The following is a 21397-nucleotide window of genomic DNA, read 5'->3' as shown; positions in this document are numbered from 1 at the left end:
GGCGCATCATGGCGGGCTGGCTCCAGAAAGAAATCGGGAGCACAGCATCGGGAATCAGGTGGACGGTTGGAATGTGGGGATGATGGATCCCTTACGGAAATCTTCCGTGCCACGCGAAAGGTCAGATCGGTACAAATGACTTCTTTCGTCTGCGTGAAGCCATACCGATCGGTATACCTTATATTTTTTGTGGAACTCTTCCACATGGCCTGCTGAGGTCTGAATCGCCCCGTGCTTACTAGCCAACGGTAAAAACCAACCATGCTCGTGGTCTTTCGATTGGCTGTTCTTCTTCCTAGCGTTAGGGAACTTCCTTTCTCACCACTTTTTGTCGCGCCGCTCCGGGCTCCTCTTAAAATGGCCCGTTTCATCACGGATTGGTAGTAGTAGGTTGGTCGGCTGAACTGTTCGCCCGCGAAATCCAGGTAGTCCCTCTCGCCGTCCATAATCTTGTTCATGAAGTCACAGAGGTCACCTGCGATATTCTCGATTGTTGGGGTTTTTCTGCCGAGCTCCACTGAGAGGTAGTACAGGTACAAGCTTCCGTCGCGCCAAATGCTCCCGTCTGGCTGGAGGATCACGTACAGCGTGTTGATGGTGGCCTTCTGATAGGGAATACGCTCAACGGGGTAGGGCTCGACGCCCAGACCATCCTCTGAGATATCCCCCGCCCAGTCCATTGCTTGGTCTGGAGCGCAGGGTTGCCAGAGCTTGACGTTTTTGAGCTTCACCTTGGCGTAGGAGCCAGTGGATTCGTCAGTGCTTTCGGGAGGAAGATGAGAGCTCATTGGACATCACCCAAGTGAAGATGTCTGTCAATTCAAGTTGAGCTCACGGGTGCTGTCAAATGACGGGAGCTCACGCGTGGTACCGGGTTGCCATCGACATGACCTACCAGCATGACTACGCCCATTCCATTGCCGACCCTGCTGCCTTCTGGGCCGAACAGGCCAAACAGCTGGCCTGGTATCGCCAGCCCACCCTGACCCTGCAGGAAAACCCCGACGGCACCCATCGCTGGTTCGCCGACGGTCGCCTGAACAGCTGCTACCTGGCCCTCGATCGGCAAATCGAGCTGGGCCGTGGCGAGCAGGCGGCGCTGATCTACGATTCCCCCGTGACCGGCGTGCAGCAGGTGTTCAGCTACAACCAGCTGCGTGACGAAGTAGCGCGCCTGGCCGGGTTGCTGCGCCAGGTAGGGGTTGGCAAAGGCGATGGGGTGATCATCTACATGCCGATGGTGCCGCAGGCGGCCATGGCCATGCTCGCCTGCGCGCGTATCGGTGCAGTGCACTCAGTGGTGTTCGGTGGCTTTGCAGCCAATGAACTGGCCCTGCGTATCGATGATGCGCGGCCAAGCGTGCTGCTGACGGCGTCCTGCGGGCTGGAGTTCGACCGGGTGATCGAGTACAAGCCGCTGGTCGACCGCGCGCTGCAACTGGCTCACCACCAGCCGCGCCAGGTGCTGGTGCTGCAGCGGCCCCAGGTTCGCGCCCAGTTGCAGCCAGGGCGCGACCTTGACTGGCAGCAAGCGCTGATGAAAGCCGAGCCTGTGCCTGCGGTCGAGCTGACAGCGGCAGACCCGCTGTACATCATCTACACCTCGGGTACCACGGGCAAACCCAAGGGCATCGTGCGTGAAAACGGTGGCAACGCGGTAGCCCTGTGTTATGCCATGCGCCATATCTACGGCATGCAGGCGGGCGACGTGTGGTGGGGCATTTCCGATGTGGGCTGGGTGGTCGGGCACTCGCTGATCGTCTATGGCCCACTGATGAGCGGCTGCACCACGGTGTTCTATGAAGGCAAGCCGATCCGCACCCCGGATGCTTCGGCCTATTGGCGTGTGGTCGAGCAGTATCGGGTCAATGCCCTGTTCTGTGCGCCCACCGCCATGCGGGCGATCCGCAAGGAGGACCCGGATGGCGAGTTGATCCGCCGACATGACCTGAGCTCGCTGCGCCAACTGTTCCTGGCCGGGGAAAAACTGGATTCAAGTACCCACCAGTGGCTGGAGCGCGTGTCCGGCAAGCCGGTGCACGACCATTGGTGGCAGACCGAGACGGGCTGGCCAGTCACCGCGCCGTGCGTGGGGCTCGAGGGCAGCGCGGCGCGGCCGGGTTCGAGCAACCGCGCAGTGCCGGGCTATCACGTTCGGGTGCTGGATGACGATGGGCACCTGCTGGGCCCGAACCATCAGGGCGCCATCGTCATCGCGCTGCCGCTGCCACCCGGTTGCAGCCAGACCTTGTGGGGCGATCATGAGCGCTACCTGCAGGCTTATCTGCAGACCTACCCGGGTTACTACCACACCGGTGATGGTGGCTACCTGGATGACGACGGGTTCGTCTACATCATGGGGCGAACCGATGATGTGATCAACGTCTCTGGCCATCGCCTCTCGACCGGCGAGATGGAGGACTTGGTGGCGTGCCACCCTGCGGTGGCCGAATGCGCGGTGATCGGTGTGCATGACCAGATCAAGGGCCAGGTGCCCTTGGCGCTGGTGGTGCTCAAGGACGGTGAGGGTATTGGCGAGGCGCAACTGTCGGTGGAGTTGGTGGGCAAGGTGCGTGAGCAGATCGGCGCGTTGGCGTGCTTCAATCAGGTGCGATTGGTGAAGCGGCTGCCCAAGACCCGCTCGGGCAAGATCCTGCGGGCGGTGTTGCGCAAGATTGCCGATGGCCAGACGTATGTGCCGCCCTCGACACTGGATGATCCGGCGGTGCTCAGAGACATCGAAGCGGTGCTGGCGGATCTGCCCAGGGCAGGCTGACCGTTGGCCTGGCCAACGGGCGAATGCGCGTGTTCAGCCGGGGAACGTCTGCGGGCCGACCTGATGCAACTGCCCCAGCCGGCTGCGGGTGCGCATCAGGTCGGCAACGTGGCCGCCCAGGCTCTCTTCCAGCCGCCGCTGCCCGATCACCGTCACCTGGCAGTCCTGATCGTACAGTACGTCCACCAGGTTGACGAAGCGCTGCTGCGCTGCCAATGAGCACTCCGAGAGGTCATCCAGCCCGTCGATGACCCAGGTATCGAACTGCTGGGCAAGCTGCAGATAATCGATCACCGCTGTGGGCTGCTCGCACAGGTCGTCAAAGGCGAACATCACCGTCCTGCCGTCACTGACGAGCGCCCGAAGGTTGCGTTTGTTCACCTCCAGCGTTAGCGGTTGCGCGGCCGGCACCTTCAGCGCCTGGCGCTGGGCCGCATCGCCAGGCCATACATAGTGGCCTTGGGTAAAACGCTGGTGTTCACGGTTGGCCGGCAGGCTGCGAAAGTCGGTGTCACCGCCGACTTCAAGTACCTCCATACGGCCATTGATCAGGCGGATCACCGGCAGGAATCGCTCGTGGTACAGCGGATTGGGCAGCAGCCCCTCGGGTGCGTAGTTCGAGGTCACCAGCAGGAAGATGCCACGTGCGAACAAGGCATTGAACAGGCGGGTGAGCAGCATGGCATCACCGATGTCATGCACATGGAATTCGTCGAAACACAGTACCTGGCAGTCGCCCAGTAATTCGTCCAGCGTCGCGCCCAAGGCATCGTCGAGCAGCCTGTGACGGTGCATGCCCTGATGCAGGCGGGCAAAGAAATCATGAAAGTGCAGGCGTTTTTTTGCCTCGACCGGCACTGCCTGGAAGAAGCCGTCCAGCAGCCAGCTCTTGCCGCGGCCCACCGAGCCGTACAAGTACAGGCTGCGGGGTTCGCCCCCTGGCAAGCGGGCAAGCTGCGCGGCCATGGCATGGATGACCCGGCGCTGGCCGTCGCTGAGCTGATAGCCACGGCTACGCGCCTTGTCTTCGAACCATGCGAGCAGTTCGCTCTGGTTGGAGGTGGCGGTGCGCAGGCGTTGGCCCAGTTGGCGCAGGGGGGAGGGGATCCAGGCAGACAAAAGCTAAGCTCCTTGGGCAAAGGAAGGTCAGCGCGCAGCTTGCCTGAGGTCGGCCCTTTAAACCAATAGAAAAAGTGCGGTGCTTCTATCAGTTGGCCGGATGACTCAAGCCTTGCGCTCCAACTGGCGCTCGATCATGTATTTGATGGTCAGCCGGCGCTCCTTGAGCAGGCGCAGGTCGTCGTCCTGAAAGTTGCCGGCCGAGATCGCCTCAGCTGCAAGGACCTGATTGTCGATGTCGATGTATTCGTCGAGCAGACGGTCGAGGGTCTTGTCTTGCTGACGGCGTTGCTGAACGATTTCGCGGGGGTAGTGCAGGTCTTGATACAGGTCGTGGGAAACAGGCATGGCATCCTCCTTGGTCAATGCAGATTGCTTATCTGATTGGAAGGGCGCAATGCGATTGTGTTGAAGCGAGGCGGTATAAATGCGACGGATGGTCACTTTGGTACGTGTGAAAGGCCTGCAAAACACTAACCTGCTGTTTTAAAGCATTTTTTTTGCGAAAGGGGCTTCCCACGTCCAGAGAATGTTGTTAAAGTGCCGCGCATTCCAAGACAACAACCCAGTTGTCACTCAGTTGGAAAAGTCAGAGCAGCTAACGCTGCATCCGATACAGGGGCGTCGCCAAGCGGTAAGGCAGCAGGTTTTGATCCTGCCATGCGTTGGTTCGAATCCAGCCGCCCCTGCCATTTTCTCTTTGCAATACACCTTCTTGATTCAGTGCAGATGACCATCGGCGCTGGGTTTCGTCGTGTCTGGCGTGCCTAGAAGCCGGTCGCCAGCGTACTGGCGATGGCCTCTGCGCTCAAGCCCTACTGCCTGTTCACCCGCAGCAGTTCATCCAGCACGCGGGCCAGCTCCTCAGCCTGCACCGGCTTCTGCATCACCAGGCTGTCCGGCAACTCCAGGCCCTCCAGCTCGGCATACCCGGTCAGGAACACCACCGGCAAGCGCGGATGCCGCTCCCGTGCGGCCAACGCCAACTGGGCACCGTTGAATTCGGGCATGGCAAAGTCGGTCAGCAACAGGTCGATCTCGTCGTCCAGCTGGGCCAATGCCTGTTCGCCGCTGTGTGCCTGGCGTACCTGATAGCCGTATTGGCGCAACACATCGCCGAGCATGTCGCGCACCAGGTGGTCGTCATCCACCAGCAGCACCGTGCGGTCGCGGCCCGTGTCACTGACCGACTGCGATGCAGCCGGGACCACCGGGTCCACCGCCCGTTCATGCTTCACTGCAGGCAGGTAGACGGCAACCTGAGTGCCATGCCCTGGCGCGGTGTCGATGCGCACACCGCCACCCGACTGCTTGGCAAAGCCGAACACCTGTGCAAGCCCCAGGCCCGAGCCCTTGCCGATGTCCTTGGTGGTGAAGAACGGTTCGAACACCTTGGCCACCACCTCTTCGCTCATGCCGCAGCCGGTGTCGCGAATGCTCAGCATCACGTACTCACCCGGCTCTGGGTCTTCCGGCCGCTGCGGGCGGGCCTTGATCCGCGTATTACGGGTGGACAGCGTCAGCTGGCCGCCGTCGGGCATGGCGTCGCGAGCGTTGATCGCCAGGTTGAGGATGATCATTTCGGTCTGGGTCGGGTCGGTCAGCGCTTGCCACAGGCTGTGGTCCAGGTCCAGGCGCACAGAAATGCTCCCGCCCAAGGTGCGGCGCAGTAATTCCTCCAGGCCGCTCAACGTGCGGTTGAGGTTCAGAGGCACCGGTTCCAGACGCTGGCGGCGGGAGAAGGCGAGCAACTGTGAGGTCAGCTTGGCGCCGCGTTCACCGGCCTCGCGGATGTGCGTCAGGCGCTTGCGGGCTTTCTCCAGGTCACCTTTGTCCAGGTCACGCTCGAGGAAGCTTGAGCCGGTAAGGATGACGGTCAGCAGATTATTGAAGTCATGGGCAACACCGGCAGTGAGCTGGCCAACCGCCTCCAGCCGTTGCATCTGCTGCAGCGCCGCTTCGATGCGCTCGCGCTCGGCGATCTGTTCGCGCAGGCGCTCGTTGGCGTCCGCCAGGCCTACGGCTGCTTCGCGCTCGCTGGTGATGTCGCGGGCCACCACATAGAGCAGGGTGTCCTCCGGTACCACCACCCATGACAGCCAGCGTAACTGACCGCCTGCATGCTGGATGCGGCCAACGAAGCGGGCGCTGGTGCGGCCATGGGAGAGGGCGGCCAGTTCGGTCAGCAGCGCTTCCTGGTCCGGTTCAGGCAGCAGATGCAATAACGAGGTCTGGCTCAGGCGCTCGCGGGAGAAGCCCAGGCTGGCCTCCCAGGCAGGGTTCAGGGCAACCGGCGTGAGGTCTTTGTTGAGCACCGCGAGCAGGTCCTGGGACAGTTCCCAGGCCCGGTCGCGCTCGCGGGTGCGCCGCTCCACACGTTCGCCGAGCATTTCGTTGAGTTGCTTGAGCGCCTGGGTGGCCAGGCGCTGTGCGTGGATGTCCTGCAGCACGCCCGAAAAGCGTGTGCAGCGGCCATCGACGAACTGGCTCTGGCCACTGCTGAGCAGCCAGCGCGGTTCCAGCCCGTTGGGCTGGGCAATGCGGAATTCGGCCCGGTAAAGCCCGTCGCTGTCCGGGCGCATGGCGTATTCCACCGCTTCACGTACGCGGGGCACGTCTTCGGGGTAGATGCCTGCATAGAAAACATCGAGGTTCATCTCGGTGTCTACCGGCAGACCGAACAGCGTCTTGCAGCGGGCATCCCACACCAAAAGCCCTTCCTGCGGACGGAAATCCCAGGTGCCCATGCCGGCGGCATCGATGGCGATCCGTGCACGTGCCTCCACATCCGCCAAGGCTTCCTCGGCACGGCGCCGCCGTTGGCGCTCCTGCACTTCGGTAAGCGCCCTGCGCACTGCCTTGGGCAGCATCGGCAGGTTCTTTTTCAGGACATAATCGGTGGCACCCAGGCGGATCATCTCCACCGCGTGCTCTTCACCGTAAATGCCCGAAAGGAAGATGAACGGCGTGTCCGGCGCCAGTCGCTGAGCGATGGCCAGTACGTCGGTGCCGGACGAGCCCGGCAGCACGCAGTCACACAGGATCAGGTCATAGCTGGCTTCGCCCAGGGCGTGCTCGGCGGCGACATGGTCGAACACCAGCTGCGATTGCAGCTGCAAGCCGCTGCGCTCGAGGCTCAGCAGGGTCAGCTCGGCATCCAGCGAGCTGTCTTCAACCATCAGTAATTTGAGCGGCGTTGGCAGCATCTTTGCGGTTGGCCTCAGTTGCTGCCACGCCGGTTAAGGCGCAGCGAGCCGGGTGGGGGTTCATTGAGTACGGCCCAGAACACCCCAAGGTCGGAAATCGCCGCAACGAACTCCTTGAACTCCACAGGTTTGACCACGTAGGCGTTCACCCCCAGCTCATAGGCACGCAGCAGGTCCGGCTCCTCCCGCGAAGACGTCAGCATCACCGTCGGGATGCTGCGCAGTTCGGGGGTGGCGCGTACTTCCCTGAGCACTTCCAGGCCATCGACCTTGGGCAGTTTCAGGTCCAGCAGCAACACCGCAGGGTTGCCGTCGGCACGCTCGGCATAGGTGTTGCGGCGCAGCAGGTAGTCAAGGGCATCTGCGCCGTCGCGCAGCACGATGACCTCGTTGGCCAACTGGCTACGCTCCAGGGCCAGGAGCGTGAGTTCCAGGTCCCTGGGGTTGTCTTCTACCAGCAGGATAGGCTTGAGCATGATTGTACGGGTGCCTCAGGTTGTTTCTGGATGACGGGGAAGGGTGAAATGGAAGCTGGCGCCTTGGTCGACCTGACCTTGGGCCCAGACTCGGCCATCGTGACGCTCGATGATCCGGCGCACGCTGGCCAGGCCGATCCCGGTGCCCTCGAAGTCCTCCATGCGGTGTAGCCGCTGGAACACACCGAAGAGTTTGTTCGCATAGGCCATATCGAAGCCCACGCCATTATCGCGAATATAGACTTCGATTTCCTCTTCGTGCAGGTGTGCGCCGATGTCGATGCGTGCAGGCTCGCGGCCACGGGTGTATTTGATGGCGTTGGCGATCAGGTTGTGCAGCGCCAGGTTGATGAAGGCCGGGTCACCGATCACCTTGGGCAGCGGCGCCACGTTCCAGATGATCTCACGCCCTTCGTAATCGGGCGCCAGCTCCAGGCGAATGGCTTCGACCAAGGCATTGAGGTCGACATCGGACAGGCGCAGCGCCGAGCGGCCCATCTGCGAGAAATTCAGCAGGTTGTCCACCAGGCTGCCGGCGAACTGCGCGGCCTCCTCGATGTGTTTGAGAAAGCGCCGGCCGCGCTCACTCAGGCCCTGGCCTTCGATCTCGCCAAGCAGTTCGCTATAGCCGGCGATATGGCGCAACGGTGCGCGCAGGTCGTGGGACACGCTGTAGCTGAAGGCTTCGAGCTCTTTGTTCGAACGGCGTAGTTCATTTGCCAGCTGCGCCAGTTCTTCTGCCTTGCGCAAGACGATGCCGAGCACTGCAGTGCGCAGTTCGAGCACGCCTTCGATCGTCAGCGGGTCCCACGGCTCGCAGTAGCCGCTTAACTGTTCCTGCCAGTGTTCGAAGCTGTGCCGCGGGTTCAGTGCCCCCTGCGGGCCTATCTGTTTGTCGGGCCGCCCGGCCCAGTTGACCGTGCGTACCTGCTCGGGGCGGAACCACAGCAGGTAGTGCGAATGGATCTGGGAAATGGCCACCGCCAACACGCCACCGGCATGCTCGGCCAGCTCGGGCAGTTCGTCGATGTCGCGGCGCACGTTGTCACTCTGGAACACCGTCTCGTCATCGCGCTGGGCCAACCAGTGCACCAGCGCAGTGACCTGCGCCGCCGGCGGCGTCTGGCCAATCAGGTCGCAGCGCTCGGCGGAAATGACCGCCGCGCCGCTCGCCCCGGCGAACGCCAACAGCACCTCGGGCAGGGCGCGCAGGCCCTCGCTGACGCTGTCATGGTCGGCCATCGAGGAGATCATCCGGACGATGTGCTGGCGCAGGTCGAGCAGCTTGCGCGTATTGGCGTGGGATTCACGCGATTCGATCTGCAGCGACAGCACGCTGGCCAGCAGCTCGCAGGCCGTGCGGGTGCGCAGATCGACCGGGCGAGGTTGCTCGTGATGGCACGACACCAGCCCCCACAGTTGCCCATCGACCACGATCGACAGTGACATCGACGCCAGGGTGCCCATGTTGCGCATGTATTGCAGGTGCACCGGCGACACGCTGCGCAACGCGGCAAAACTCATGTCCAGCGATTGGCCGGTGCGCGGGTTGGCCGCCGGTACCATCGGCACGGCCTGGTAGTTGGCATCTTCGATCACGCGGATGCGGTTGACCCGATAAAGCTCCCGGGCCTGGCGGGGGATGTCCGAGGCCGGGAAGCATAGGCCCAGGTAGCGGGGATAGCCGGCATCGGCCACTTCAGCCAGCACCTGGCCATTACCTTCCGAGTCGAAGCTGTAGGCTTTGACTCGGCCAAAACCTGTGATCTGCTTTATTTGCAGCACGGTCTGCTGCAGCAACTCTTCCAGGCTGGCGGCGTTGTTCAGGCTGCTGACAAAACTACGTACCAGTGGGTAATAGTCGCCTTCAAGGGCCTGGCCCGCGGGCTGGCGAGCGGGTTCGAACTCGGCGATCAGCACCTGGTCATGGCGATGCGTGAGCAGGCGCAGGCGGTCGCTGAAGGGCGCGCCCTGGCGCAGGTACACATCGCCGATGTAGAACGGGAAAACTTCGTCCCCGGGCAAGCGCTCAAGATGGGCGCGCAGGTCGAAACTGTCGCTGACCACGTCGGCGAAGGTGCACCCCAGCAGTTCTTGGGCGGGCACGCCTAGCCAGCGGGCGACATTGTCGCTGGCCTGAAGGATACGCAGGTCCTGTTCGTCCAGCACCAGCAGAAAACCGTGGGGTTGAATGCTGCCGGGAACCTGAATGGGCTCCTGGGCACAGCGTTCCACGGCTTCGGCAAGTGCGATGTCTGTGGTCGTCAATGGATACGCTCCTGTCATGTTCGTCCATGCATGGCGCGCATGCGTCTGATGCGGGCTCGGTGGCTGCTGCGCACCGTAACAGAATGCGCAAAGGTTTGCCGGCCTATGGCCATTGGAGGCGCTGGACGGGCATGGGTTCGATGCCGCTCGGAAATTTCTTGGCCGTGACAGGGCAGCCATCTAACCCTTTGTTGTTACTACCAAAGAATGGCGGGCAGCGGCCACGGGCCAGCCACCGGCTGCTACGCTCAGACACAGGACCTTGAAAGGGGCGTGTCAGTGACGGGACGCTGTGTGGCGACGCTGTGGGGCCTGCTGTTGACTGGCAGTGCCGTAGCAGCGGACTTCCTCGTGGAGGTGCGCGTGCAGGTGCAGCGAGGCTGCATGCTGGTCAACCAGCAGCGCGAGGCGGGGGCGCAGGACCTCGGTCGGCTCGACCTGGGCACTGCCGCACGCCTGGATGGGCCGGGTACGCCCTTGAGCGCAGAGCTGCTCAACCAGCGGCCACCGCGCCTGGAATGCAATCCCGATACGCCCTACCAGGTGCGTGTCGACGGTGGCCAGCACGGCGGTGCCGGTGAACTGCGCTTCTTGGCCAGCAGCGACGACAGGGCGCGGCCGATCCCCTACCGCCTGTACCGCGACGCGGCCTGGCGCGAGCCTGTGATCGTGGGCCAGCCCCACGCCGCGCGCGTGCCGGACAGCGGGACGGTCGAACTGCCGCTGTACGCCCGTATCGACAAGCTGGCCTGGGTGCCGCACGCCGGTGTGTATGCCGACCTGCTCAAAGTCACGGTCACCTGGTAGCGAGCCAACATGCACAAGGACGTCATGCCATGAACCGTACATCCCTCCTGCTGCTCAGCCTGGGCCCGCTGCTATTGCCCAGCGGCGCAGCGCATGGCACGACCACCGGCTTCATCCAGGCCCGTCTGGTGATCAGCGCCGCGTGCCAGATCAGCAGTGGCGACCAGCCCCCGGCCACGCTCGGCAACCCTGGGCTGATGGACTTCGGCGAGCGTGGCCCGAACTGGGACCAGCCGCTGCGCAGCCGGGTCGACGAAGCGAACGGCGAGGGCAGCCTGCAAATCAGCTGCACGCCCCAGGTCAGGGCCTTCAACGTGCGCATCAACGGCGGCCTCAACGGTAGCGATGGCGTCCGGCGCCTCAGCAATGGCCGTGAAATGATCCCCTATCAACTGGCGCTCGACCCCGGCGGCAATAGCCGTTATGGCATCGGCCAGGCGCGTGCCTTCACCATCAGCAGCACCGAACAGATTCCCATCCCCATCTTCGGCGTTGTGGTGGCGCAACCGCGTGCGCTGCCGGCCGGGTTGTACCGCGACACGCTCAGAGTGACTTTGGACTGGTAATTCCCGCAAGGAGACCCCGATGCGAACGAACCTCACCCACTGCATGCTCGCCGGCCTTGGCCTGGCGATGGCATGCCACGCCCAGGCCGCCACGGTGACCGGGACCATCAGCTCCACCCTGACATTGACTTCCGCTTGCCAGGTCAACGGCACCACAGGCACCTCGGGGTTGAATTTCGGTACCCTCAGCTTCGGCACTCAGGAAGCGTTGTTCACCACCGCCAACGGCGAGGTGCTCGGTGGCGGCGGCGGTGCGATGAGCATCCTCTGCTCCGCAGGTACGGTGCCAGCCATCCGCGTGCGTGCGGGGGCCAACGACGGTGCCTCGACTGGCGGTACCCGGGCGCTGGCAGACGGCAACGGCAACTTCGTGCCCTACGACTTCTATACCGACACTGGGCGTACCCAACTGCTGGCCATCGACGGCACCATCACGCTGCCGACCAGCACCGGGGTTGCTCAGACCGTCAACCTCTATGGTCAGGCGCGCGGCAAGGCCGGCCTGCCAGCCGGGGTATACACCGATACGGTGGCCGTCGAGCTGTCGTTCTGAGCCGCAGCCATGCGCTATTGGCTGGGTGGCCCCCTTGCAGGCCTGGGCATCCTGTTGGCGACGCCACTGGATGCGGCGACCAGCAGCAGCTTCCAGGTCACCGCGACGATCACCGCGGGCTGCCTGGTGGTGGGCGGCGTCAGCCAGTATGGCGTGCTCGATTACGGCACCCAGTCGGCCTTGGCGACCGGGGCCCTCGGCACGTCCCTGGGCGGGACCACGGTGACTTTCCAGTGCACGCCTGGCGTTAGCCTGAGCATGAGCCTGAACGGTGGGCAGAACGCGGTGAGCGGCACGCGCTACCTCAAGCGCGGCGGCGGCACGCAGCTACTGGCCTACCAACTGTACCAGGACGCGGCCTACAGCCAGAGCATCGCCGTGGGCCAGAGCGTGGCACTGAACAACAGCGACCCGACGGCGATCAAGCTGTCGGTGTATGGCCGCACGCAGCTCACCGGCCTTGTGCCGGCCGGCACTTACACCGACGTCGTGCAAGTGGCGGTGACCTGGTGAAACGACCGGGGCCCCTGACAATCAATCAAGGAGAGCGGTATGCAGGCAGGCGCGAAGTGGGCGCGGGGTTTGATCGGGGCATTGCTGCTGGCGAGCTTGCCGGCGGGGGCTGCCACCTCGGTGCTGATCTGGCCGATCGACCCTGTCCTGGAGGCTGATCAGAAGGCCGGCGCGCTGTGGCTGGAGAACCGCGGCAGCGCCCCGGCGAGCCTCCAGGTACGCGTGTTTGCCTGGCGGCAGGGCGATAACCAGGAGCAGTTTCAGGCCCAGCGGGAGATCATCGGCAGCCCGCCGGTAGCGACCATCGCCCCCGGCCAGAAACAACTGATCCGCCTCACCCGCACCGGCAGTTCACCGGCCGGCCAGGAACAGGCCTACCGCATCATCATCGACGAAATCCCCTCGCCACTGCCCACGGACAACGCCAACCAGGGCGCCACTGCGGCCATCCGCCTGCAGATGCGCTATTCGGTGCCGTTGTTCGTCTACGGCGAAGGTTTGTGGGGCAAGCCGGATCCGCAAGGCAAGCGCAGCGCCAGCGGCGTGGGCAAGCCGCAGCTGAGCTGGCGACCGGTAACGGTGCAGGGCAAACCCTATGTAGAGCTGCGCAACACCGGCCCGGTGCATGCCCGGCTGACCGATGTGGTGGTACAGCAGGGCGGCCAGGCAAGGCCACTGGCCGAGGGCCTGCTGGGGTATGTACTGCCCGGGGCCAGCATGCGCTGGCCGGCACCGGTTGCACCGAACGCCAGCGGCGTACTCAAGGGCAGGGTGAACGGCCAGGAGGTGGCCGAGGCGATCCGCCAAGGGCAATGAAGCCACTATTGAATGAATGTCAGGGGCCAGGGAGGACCCGGCAATGGTTGGAATGCGTGTGTGAAATGGCTGGCGCGGGCGACACGCCGCTGGTACCTGGGGCTGGCGCTCATCGGCCCCGGCCTGGCGGTGGCCGACGAGCTGCCGCCGCCGCCCACCGAGGCCGCCGCCATTGCCGACGCCACACTGTATCTGGACCTGCTGGTGAACCAGGTGCCCAGGGCTGAGCTGGTGCCGGTGCAGCAGCGCGCCGGGGGGCTGTTCCTCGACAGCCAGGTGTTGCGCGCTGCCGGCATCGCCCTGCCGGGCAACCCGCAAGGCGAGGTGGCCCTGGATGCCATCGCGGGCCTGCACAGCGACTACGACAGCCAGAACCAGCGCCTGCTGCTGCAAGTGCCACCGGCCTGGCTCCCGGACCAGCAGGTCGGCGACCGTAACCTGTATCCGGCCAGCGATGCACGCAGCAGTTTCGGCGCGCTGTTCAACTATGACCTGTACCTGAACGACACCGACGAGGGGGGTACTTACCTGGCAGCCTGGAATGAGCTGCGCCTGTTCGACAGTTGGGGCACCTTTGCCACCACCGGCCAGTGGCGGCAGTCGTTCAACGGTGCTGCGGCCGACGACAGCCGTCAGGGCTTTTTGCGCTACGACACCACCTGGCGCTTCACCGACGAGCAGCGCCTGCTGACTTACGAAGCGGGCGACTTCGTCACCGGTGCGTTGCCCTGGACCAGCTCGGTGCGGGTGGGCGGCCTGCAACTGTCGCGTGACTTTGCCGCCCGCCCGGACCTGGTCACGTATCCGTTGCCTGCCTTCGCGGGGGAAGCGGCAGTGCCAACCTCGCTGGACTTGTTCATCAACGGCTACAAGTCCAGCACCACGGAGTTGCAGCCTGGCCCTTACACCCTGACCAACGTGCCGTTCATCAACGGTGCCGGCGAGGCGGTGGTGGTCACCACCGATGCCCTGGGGCGCCAGGTGTCCACCACGTTGCCGTTCTACGTCACCAGCAGCCTGCTGCAAAAAGGCCTGTCGGATTTCTCCATGGCCGCCGGCAGCCTGCGCCGTGACTATGCCGTGCGCGACTTCAGCTACGGGCCTGGCGTCGCCTCGGCCAGCCTGCGCCATGGCGTCAGCGATGCCTTCACCCTCGAAAGCCATGTCGAAACCGCAGAATCGTTGCTGCTTGGCGGTTTGGGCGCGAATGTGCGCCTGGGCACTTTCGGGGTACTGAACGCTGCCGTAGCCCAGAGCCAGTACGACGGTGAAAAGGGCCACCAGGTGGCCCTCGGTTATCAGTACAACAGCCAGCGCCTCGGTTTCAGCTATCAGCGTTTGCAGCGCCATGATGCGTACGCCGACCTGAGCCGGGTCGACAGCCCGGACCTGCAATTGAGCCAGCGCAGCGAGCAGGTCACCCTGAGCCTCAACCTGGAACGCTTCGGCAGCCTTGGCGCGGGCTACTTCGATGTGCGCGCCGGTGACGGCTCACGCACCCGGCTGATCAACCTCAGTTGGAGCAAGCCGCTGTGGGGCAACAGCAGTGTCTACCTGTCGGCCAACCGCGAGGTCGGCGACAGCCAGTGGGCGGTGCAGGCGCAATGGGTGATCCCGATCGACTTCAGCGGCACCCTGGCGGTGAGCATGGAGCGCAGCAAGGACGGCGAGGACCTGCAGCGGGTCAACTTCAGCCGCGCGGTGCCGGTGGGCGGCGGTGTTGGCTACAACCTTGGCTACGCCACCGGAGGTGATCGTGATGCCTACCGCCAGGCGGACGCCACCTGGCGCCTGCAGTCGGTGCAATTGCAGGCCGGCGTGTATGGCAGCAGCGGTGAGATGACCCGCTGGGCCGACGCCAGCGGCTCGCTGGTGTGGATGGACGCCGGGGTGTTTGCCGCCAATCGTATCGACGATGCCTTTGTGGTGGTCAGCACCGGCGGCTATGCCGATGTGCCCGTGCGTTACGAAAATCAGGAGATCGGCCGCACCGACCGCAACGGCCACCTGCTGGTGCCGTACAGCAGCGGCTACTACCGCGGCAAGTACGAGATCGACCCCATGGATCTGCCGCCCGATGTGCTCGCGACACAGGTGGAGCAGCGGGTCGCGGTGCGCCGTGGCAGCGGCTACTTGCTGGAATTTCCGCTCAAGCGCGTGCTGGCGGCGAGCATCGAGCTGGTCGATGGCAACCAGCAGCCGCTCAAGCTGGGCAGTACGGTCAGCCACCGTGAAAGTGGCAGCCAGGCGGTGGTGGGTTGGGACGGGCTGGTCTATCTGGAGAACCTCTCGGCGCATAACCAGCTGCAGGTCAGGCTGGAGGGAGGAGGGCAGTGTCAGGTCGAATTCGACTTGCCGCAGGCAGAAGGCTCGATCCCGTTGATCGGCCCTCTGGTGTGCCGATGAGCAAGGGGTTGCGCGGCCTGCTGATCGGCATGCTGGCGCTGCCGGCGGGGTCGGCCTGGGCGTTATGTTCGTCCGTGGCCACCGCACCAGCGGCGTTCGGCACCGTCAACTCGACCCTGGTGCGCACCGCCATCCAGAGTGCCTCCACCACCAATGCGGGTTTGCAGTGCACCGGGTCGTTGTTGTCCCTGCTAGTGAGCAGTGACCACTTCTACCTCACCATCACATCCGCTACCAGCGGGCTGGTAGGGCCGACCGGGGATGTCATCCCCTATACGATCTATGCCAATAATACGACCAGCTACCCCATCACTCGCGGCGCCCAGTTCGATTTCGCCCGCAACGGCCTGATCGACGCCCTGGGCCTGCTCAATGGCAACTCCCCGAAGTCTGTGCCGGTGTACCTGAAGACTTCGGTTGGCGCCAACGTGGCGGCCGGCGTCTATACCGAGACGCTGAACCTTGCCTGGGTCTGGAACTACTGCTCAGGCATTGGCCTGGGCAATCTGTGCCTGGGGCGCGACACGGGTTCGGGTAACCAGACCCTCACGGTGAGCCTGACGGTGAGTAATGATTGCCAGATATCGACGCCCACCATCAGCTTTGGCAGTGCGCCGGTAGTGGCGGGGTTCGGCACGGTGAACCAGAGCGTGAACCTGTCCTGTACCAAGGGCAGCAGCTACACGGTCGGGCTGGATGACGGGCAGAATGCAGCAGGCGGGCGTCGGAGGATGAAGTCTGCTGCCAACAACTACCTGGCCTACGACATCTTCAAAAGCGCGGGCGCCGTACGGTGGGGAGCCGTGGGCAGCGCGCGGCGCTCGAGCAGCGATGCCAATGTCAACCCCGGGGCGGGGACTGGCACGGGTAGCCAGGTGTTCAACTACAACGCCAAGGTCTACACCGACCAGGCGACACCGCCGGCGGCGACCTATACCGACAATGTGATACTCGATGTGCAGTTTTGACTGTGCAGGCCTTTCCGCGGGCTTGCCCCGAGAAAAGGCCTGCACTGATCAGCGCAAGTCGTCAGCCATCTTCAGCAAGGTTTCCAGCACCGCCCCTGCCAATGCCTTGGACCGCGCTCCCGACCAGCCGGTCTTCGGGTTGGGGGCATCGTCATGGTCTTTGAACGGCATCTCCAGGGTCAGCGACAGGCAGTCGTACGCCATGCCCACCGCATTGCACGCCAGTGTCGTATTGGCCGTCCCCGGCTCATCGCGGGTATAGCCATGCACGGTCTGGAAGTCAGGCGTGATGCTGCACAAGGTGCTACGGAACTGCTCCTCCAGCCTGGCCAGGCGCGTCGTATAGCCGGGGTTGCCCTCGCAGGCCGCCGTGAACACATGCGGGATTTCTTCATCCCCATGCACATCGATGAACGCATCCACCCCGTACTGCTTCATCTGCGCCTGGGCAAAGAACACCTCCGGGCTCGCTTCGACGCTGGCGTCCTGCCAGGCCCGGTTGAGGTCCTGGCCCTTGAAGTTGGTGCGCAGGTGGCCGAGGAAGGCGCCATCGGGGTTCATGTTGGGAATCAGGTACAGGTCAGCCTTGGCCAGCAATTTCTGGACGACTGCGTCATTGCTTTGCAGCCGGTCGATTACCCCCTCCATGAACCACTCGGCCATGTGCTCGCCCGGGTGCTGCTGGGCGATCAGCCAGAGCTTGCGCTTGCCTGCGGCCCCGTCGCCTGCGCGCAACAGCGGAATGTCGCGGCCTTGCACGCTACGGCCATGGGCCAGTAACTCGACACCGGGGATCTGCTGGGCACGCTCGATCAACTGGTTGTGGCGGGCACGCGGGTAGGGCTCGAAGTAGGCGAACCAGATCTGCTCTTGCTCGGCTTCCACTGCAAAGGCCAGCGCCTTGCCATCGAACTGGCTTGGCACACGGAACCAGGTTTGCTGGTCGTAGGAAGCCACGGCGTTGTAGCCGTCCCAGGCGTTCTTGTAGGAAGACTCGCTGGCGTTGTCCAAGCTGAAGCGATGAACCTGGCCGGGCGTGAGGCCGCTGACCTTGAAGTGGAACCACTGGAAGTGGCCGCTGTGGGTGTCCGGGCGAATGGCCAGGTGGACCTGGGCAGGGTTGCTGGCATCCAGGACCTGGATGTTGCCGGAATCAAAAGCGCAGTCGATCTGCAGAGGGGACAGCGTCACGGTCATTGGCGTGGCTCCTTGGGCTTTGTTGTGGGGGTACTGTACACCCCTCGTGAGGGAGGCTGTGTACAAAAACAGCACCCACGATGATTTCCTGTTGTTGAAAAGTTAATGGCTGGCTTGAGTACGCAAGTACTTGAACGCAGTCGGACGGGGGCTAATGGCGTAACGGCACGATGTCGGGCTCAAAAGTCCTACACGTTTTTGGGATATTTCAATGAGCAACTCCGCTTGTGTATCTTGCCGGTGTGGTTTCGTATATGGCCTGAAAAAGTGATGCAACGCTTCGGCGTACTGCTCAGCGCCCTGTGGTCAGAAACCGGAGTTTGTGGCGTGCCTGCTAAAACTACTCCCCTATCGATTTTGCTGGTTCTTATTAGTCTGCTGGGTGTATTCCCGCTCGATGTGATTTTGCCTTCTGTTGCGCACATGGCTGAGTATTTTGCAGTCGATACAAAACGCATTGCCTATTCGGTAAGTTTATTTGCCCTGGGTGTGGCGTTATCCCAAGCGGTGATCGGCCCGCTTTCCGATTGTGTGGGAAGGAAGCGCTTGCTGATCGCGGGGCTCCTGCTGGGCATCGTGGGGGCAATCGGGTGCCTGCGCGCCGTACACTATGAGACCTTCATGGTGTTTCGCCTGTTGCAGGCCATGGGCTGTGGCTGTTTCGTACTAAGCCAAGCGCTGGTGCAGGACAGTTACAGTGGCCAACAGCGCGATGCGATGCGAATCCTTCTGACCAGTGCAAGCGGTGTCTTTATTGCGTTGTCGCCGTTGGCAGGCAGTGTGCTTCAGCACTATGGGGGGTGGAAGGCAAGTTTTCAGGTGTTTGTCATGCTGGCAACAGGGGTGCTGTTACTTTGTTTTATCTTGTTGGAGGACACTGGAGTCTCTCGTTATCGAGGCGGTTTTTTGCAGGGCTATTGCCAAGTGCTGAAAGACAGAACGTTCCTTGTGTATTCGCTGTTTTCCTGTTTGGCATTTGCCTGTCATTTTTCATTTGTCGTCGTATCCCCCTTGTTATTGATGGGGCAGCTAGGGTTGACGGAGTTCGCCTTCTCCATGGTGTTTCTCCTCTATGGGTTGGCCTACATGGTCGGCGGTGTCATTGCCAATAAGCTGAATCGAAGGCTGAGTACACAGGCGCAGATTGGTTGTGGGTTTGCACTGATAGGCGCTGCGGGCGTTGCTCTGCACTTTGCTTTGTCAGGCGATGAACGGGTGCTGATCAAACTAGTGTTGCCCTTAACGATCTGCACCATCGGCACGACCATCGTTCGCCCGGCTGCAACCACCTATGCGCTCAGTCGGCACCCCGATCGCGCAGGGACTGCTGCTTCGGTCAGCAACACGTTGCTTTTTGCGTGTGGCGGGGGCGTGAGCCTGCTGGTGGCGTCCTCAGGCGAGGTGAATTTGGCAACGAATCTGGCGGCGAGCTTTATAGCCTCTTGCCTGTCAGGCTTGCTGCTTCTCGCTTACGTGGCCGGGCGATTCAGGCACGAGCCTTGATCTGCAGGTGAGCTGGCTTTGCCTCTGCCGTCCCTGACGGCTTACGCCCAGTAACCAAAGAGCACCAGCGCCGCCACGCTCAGCCCTACTGCAATCGAGCAGCCACCCAACGAAATCGCCGCTCGGCCTTGCCGATACCAGCCATCGTGGCCCAGCTCCCGCGCTGGGGCGAGCAGGCTGCGCCAGCGCAGTTCGGTGTCATGGAAGGCTTGCAGGTGCGCTTGATCGGCGTCCAGCCAGCGTCGAAAATCAATGCGCTCGCAGGTAGTGACCTCGGGGCTCTGCAGCCGTACGTACCATTGGCCGGCAACGCTCGCCACGGCATCACCGTGGGGCCGTGCCGTTTGCAGGGCCTGGTTCATGTGCCGTTCGATGCTCAGCAAGGGCAAATCGAGGCGCGTGGCGATGCTGGCGTAGTCCAGCTGGTCCAGGCGGTTGAGCAGGAACACCTGCTGAACCCGGCGTGGCAAGCGCTTGAGCCCATGCAGCAGGGCAGCTTCGGCGTCGTGGCCAGCGGTGGGTGTTGGATGCTCAACAGGCAGCAGCAGGCGGCTCATGGTCAGCTCCTTGCTCAAGAGGGCTGGGGTGGGGGCATCTTCCGTGATGCGGAAACAGAGTAGGCGAAACGAGATTGATTCTCAAGTGCTGATTCCGCAAAGTTTTGTAATGAGCTTTCACGCCCTGAAACATTTTTGCTATCATCGCGGCCATCAACGATCTTCATTAGCCTGAAGAGCCAAAAAAAAGACCCGGCAAAAAGCCGGGTCAAAAACCGTGATTAGCCTGATGAGGAGATAATCTGAGAGCGACCTAAGCTCCAGGTTATCCAGCAGATCTCGCGATCAGCTGAGTGCAATAATAATCGTTATCATTTGCCAGTCAAATGTTTTTTCGCCTATCCGGTGAAAAAAACGGCTGAAGCACTTCCTTGTCCCGGCAATCGGGGCCTTTGCCGTTACCTGGCCATCACGTCTCTCCCTATTCCAGTTCCAGCCTAACGACCGCTCTGTACGGCTCGCTTGTGCTCCAGCAGTGCCCTGGCCATGTCCATCATATGCATCAGTGCGAAGGTCAATTCGCGGTGGCTGCCTTCCTGATGGGTGGCGGTTTCGTGGGCGGTGGCGGCAGCGCAGCGCAGCAGGGCGATGGCGTGCTCCTGGGCCTGGTCTGCGGTGACGCCTTCGTGGAGTGTCCAGATCTTGTTGTCGAGGCTGGGGCGCGGTGGGTTGGGGTTGAGGTAGTAGTCGAGGGCGCGGCGTGCGGCTTCGCTGTCGAGTTCTGTTTCGTCGTTTTTCGGTGGTTTCATCCTGATACCTGCATAAGCCAAGAGGGAAAAGGTCCGCACTGATCTTAATACCTAAAGTATTTGTGTGCTTTATGAGAAATAATACTGAATGTTTATTGAGCGCTAGAAGGCAGTCCGTATCGTGCCAGCGATGAATATGGATAAATGGATTGCCCTCGTCCGTGACCGGATGGAGGAGCTCGATATCTCCCAAGAACAGCTCGCCGAACGCGTTGGGGTTTCCCAGGGCAGCGTGGGGCATTGGGTGAACAAGCGGCGCCAGCCCAAGGTCGAGTCGATGAACCGCGTCTTCGTCGAACTGGGCATGCCCCACTACCACGTGAGCATGCAGCTGCGGGTACTGGGCCAGGTGGGTGAGGACGCTGGCCGCTATGTGCTGGATGAAGAGGATGACGATGTAGACCTGATGCACTACATCGTGTGTTTTCGTTACCCGGTGCGAGGCTGGGATGCATTGGGTGAATCAGCGCCCGAGCAGGCCATGGTGTACGAGCAGACCGAGTATATGGCGCAAGGCAAAGCGTTCTGGCTGACGGTGGAGAACGATGCCATGAGTACGGCCAGCGGCCGTAGCGTGCCGCAAGGCATGCGCATTCTGGTGGACCCGGGGCTGGAGGCTGAGCCTGGGCGGTTGGTGATTGCGCGCCAACCTGGCAAATCGGCGATTCTCCGCGAACTGGCCGAAGAGGGTGGGCAGCGGTATCTGCGGGCGCTGAACAGCAGCTACCCGGCGTTGGTGTGTGAGGACGGGTGTGAGTTTCTTGGGGTAGTCGTGCGGGCGCACGGTACTTACTAGATAGTCGGGGGCTGCTGTGCAGCCCAATCGCCGGCAAGCCGGCTTGTATGGTTAGACTTGAAGGGGTGGTGGGACTAAATGCCGGATTCTGACTGTTGACGCAGTACAGACTGTGGGAGAC

At 62.6% G+C, this 21397-nt stretch carries 18 protein-coding genes, 1 tRNA gene and 1 pseudogene; 11 read left to right on the top strand and 9 right to left on the bottom strand.

Annotation, left to right across the window (positions count from 1 at the left end; all coding sequences use genetic code 11):
* Positions 1-788 (bottom strand): annotated as a pseudogene (locus ACIPZH_RS25545) (hypothetical protein); the annotation flags it as partial.
* A gap of 98 nt (positions 789-886) precedes the next feature.
* Here ACIPZH_RS25545 and ACIPZH_RS25540 point away from each other — a divergent pair.
* Positions 887-2776: a propionyl-CoA synthetase gene (locus ACIPZH_RS25540; RefSeq protein ID WP_400638312.1), complete on the top strand. Its 1890-nt coding sequence runs from the start codon at positions 887-889 to the stop codon at positions 2774-2776.
* Between the two features lie 33 nt (positions 2777-2809).
* Here the strand turns inward: ACIPZH_RS25540 and zapE are convergent, their stop codons facing one another.
* Both zapE and ACIPZH_RS25530 read right to left on the bottom strand, forming a co-directional pair.
* Positions 2810-3895: a cell division protein ZapE gene (gene zapE / locus ACIPZH_RS25535; protein ID WP_400638311.1), complete on the bottom strand. Its 1086-nt coding sequence runs from the start codon at positions 3893-3895 to the stop codon at positions 2810-2812.
* 105 nt (positions 3896-4000) lie between these two features.
* On the bottom strand, positions 4001-4243 hold the full coding sequence (locus ACIPZH_RS25530; RefSeq protein WP_241803273.1) for a hypothetical protein: 243 nt from the start codon (positions 4241-4243) through the stop codon (positions 4001-4003).
* 269 nt (positions 4244-4512) lie between these two features.
* Between ACIPZH_RS25530 and ACIPZH_RS25525 the strand changes: the two genes are divergently transcribed.
* Positions 4513-4587: transfer RNA gene (locus ACIPZH_RS25525), tRNA-Gln, on the top strand.
* Positions 4588-4710: 123 nt separating this feature from the next.
* On the opposite strand, the gene ACIPZH_RS25520 is transcribed toward ACIPZH_RS25525, so the two are convergent.
* From ACIPZH_RS25520 to ACIPZH_RS25510, 3 genes are read right to left on the bottom strand one after another with little or no spacing between them, the layout of a single operon-like run.
* A complete protein-coding gene (locus ACIPZH_RS25520) occupies positions 4711-7101 on the bottom strand; it encodes a hybrid sensor histidine kinase/response regulator (protein ID WP_267822548.1) in 2391 nt (796 codons plus the stop codon).
* Between the two features lie 14 nt (positions 7102-7115).
* On the bottom strand, positions 7116-7577 hold the full coding sequence (locus ACIPZH_RS25515; protein ID WP_012313696.1) for a response regulator: 462 nt from the start codon (positions 7575-7577) through the stop codon (positions 7116-7118).
* A 15-nt stretch (positions 7578-7592) separates the two neighbouring features.
* A complete protein-coding gene (locus ACIPZH_RS25510; protein ID WP_400638309.1) occupies positions 7593-9863 on the bottom strand; it encodes an ATP-binding protein in 2271 nt (756 codons plus the stop codon).
* Between the two features lie 261 nt (positions 9864-10124).
* Between ACIPZH_RS25510 and ACIPZH_RS25505 the strand changes: the two genes are divergently transcribed.
* Genes ACIPZH_RS25505 through ACIPZH_RS25475 form a run of 7 tightly spaced genes read left to right on the top strand, consistent with a single transcriptional unit; the run spans position 10125 to position 16474 of the window.
* Positions 10125-10652, top strand: a complete 528-nt coding sequence (locus tag ACIPZH_RS25505) for a spore coat U domain-containing protein (protein ID WP_400638307.1) — start codon at positions 10125-10127, stop codon at positions 10650-10652.
* A 29-nt stretch (positions 10653-10681) separates the two neighbouring features.
* Entirely contained in the window at positions 10682-11218 is a 537-nt protein-coding gene (locus tag ACIPZH_RS25500) for a spore coat U domain-containing protein (RefSeq protein ID WP_241803277.1), read from the top strand.
* Between the two features lie 19 nt (positions 11219-11237).
* Entirely contained in the window at positions 11238-11771 is a 534-nt protein-coding gene (locus ACIPZH_RS25495) for a spore coat U domain-containing protein (protein ID WP_400627222.1), read from the top strand.
* A gap of 9 nt (positions 11772-11780) precedes the next feature.
* The gene (locus ACIPZH_RS25490) at positions 11781-12284 is read left to right on the top strand and encodes a spore coat U domain-containing protein (RefSeq protein WP_400638306.1); all 504 of its coding nucleotides are present in this window, start codon (positions 11781-11783) and stop codon (positions 12282-12284) included.
* Positions 12285-12323: 39 nt separating this feature from the next.
* Positions 12324-13100 (top strand): molecular chaperone, encoded by a 777-nt coding sequence (locus ACIPZH_RS25485; protein ID WP_241803280.1) that lies wholly within the window; start codon positions 12324-12326, stop codon positions 13098-13100.
* A gap of 60 nt (positions 13101-13160) precedes the next feature.
* Positions 13161-15506 (top strand): fimbria/pilus outer membrane usher protein, encoded by a 2346-nt coding sequence (locus tag ACIPZH_RS25480; protein ID WP_400638305.1) that lies wholly within the window; start codon positions 13161-13163, stop codon positions 15504-15506.
* On the top strand, positions 15503-16474 hold the full coding sequence (locus tag ACIPZH_RS25475) for a spore coat U domain-containing protein (RefSeq protein WP_241803282.1): 972 nt from the start codon (positions 15503-15505) through the stop codon (positions 16472-16474). Before ACIPZH_RS25480 ends, ACIPZH_RS25475 begins: the two co-directional genes overlap by 4 nt.
* A gap of 48 nt (positions 16475-16522) precedes the next feature.
* Here the strand turns inward: ACIPZH_RS25475 and ACIPZH_RS25470 are convergent, their stop codons facing one another.
* On the bottom strand, positions 16523-17671 hold the full coding sequence (locus ACIPZH_RS25470; RefSeq protein ID WP_400638304.1) for a M14-type cytosolic carboxypeptidase: 1149 nt from the start codon (positions 17669-17671) through the stop codon (positions 16523-16525).
* Positions 17672-17941: 270 nt separating this feature from the next.
* On the opposite strand from ACIPZH_RS25470, the gene ACIPZH_RS25465 reads away from it, so the two are divergent.
* Positions 17942-19174 carry a Bcr/CflA family efflux MFS transporter gene (locus ACIPZH_RS25465; protein WP_400638303.1) on the top strand — a complete coding sequence of 411 codons (1233 nt, stop codon included), beginning with the start codon at positions 17942-17944 and terminating at the stop codon, positions 19172-19174.
* A gap of 41 nt (positions 19175-19215) precedes the next feature.
* Here the strand turns inward: ACIPZH_RS25465 and ACIPZH_RS25460 are convergent, their stop codons facing one another.
* Positions 19216-19731: a DUF4880 domain-containing protein gene (locus tag ACIPZH_RS25460; protein ID WP_400638301.1), complete on the bottom strand. Its 516-nt coding sequence runs from the start codon at positions 19729-19731 to the stop codon at positions 19216-19218.
* 437 nt (positions 19732-20168) lie between these two features.
* Positions 20169-20480, bottom strand: coding sequence for a DUF6124 family protein (locus tag ACIPZH_RS25455; protein ID WP_400638300.1), 312 nt, complete (start codon positions 20478-20480; stop codon positions 20169-20171).
* Positions 20481-20610: 130 nt separating this feature from the next.
* Between ACIPZH_RS25455 and ACIPZH_RS25450 the strand changes: the two genes are divergently transcribed.
* Positions 20611-21276, top strand: a complete 666-nt coding sequence (locus tag ACIPZH_RS25450) for a LexA family transcriptional regulator (protein ID WP_241803287.1) — start codon at positions 20611-20613, stop codon at positions 21274-21276.
* Positions 21277-21397 lie beyond the last annotated feature (121 nt).

Source organism: Pseudomonas sp. NPDC089758 (assembly GCF_044748705.1).
In the GTDB taxonomy this organism is placed as follows: domain Bacteria; phylum Pseudomonadota; class Gammaproteobacteria; order Pseudomonadales; family Pseudomonadaceae; genus Aquipseudomonas; species Aquipseudomonas putida_X.
Note: the sequence above shows the minus strand (reverse complement) of the source record. Positions and strands in the feature narration are given on the sequence as shown.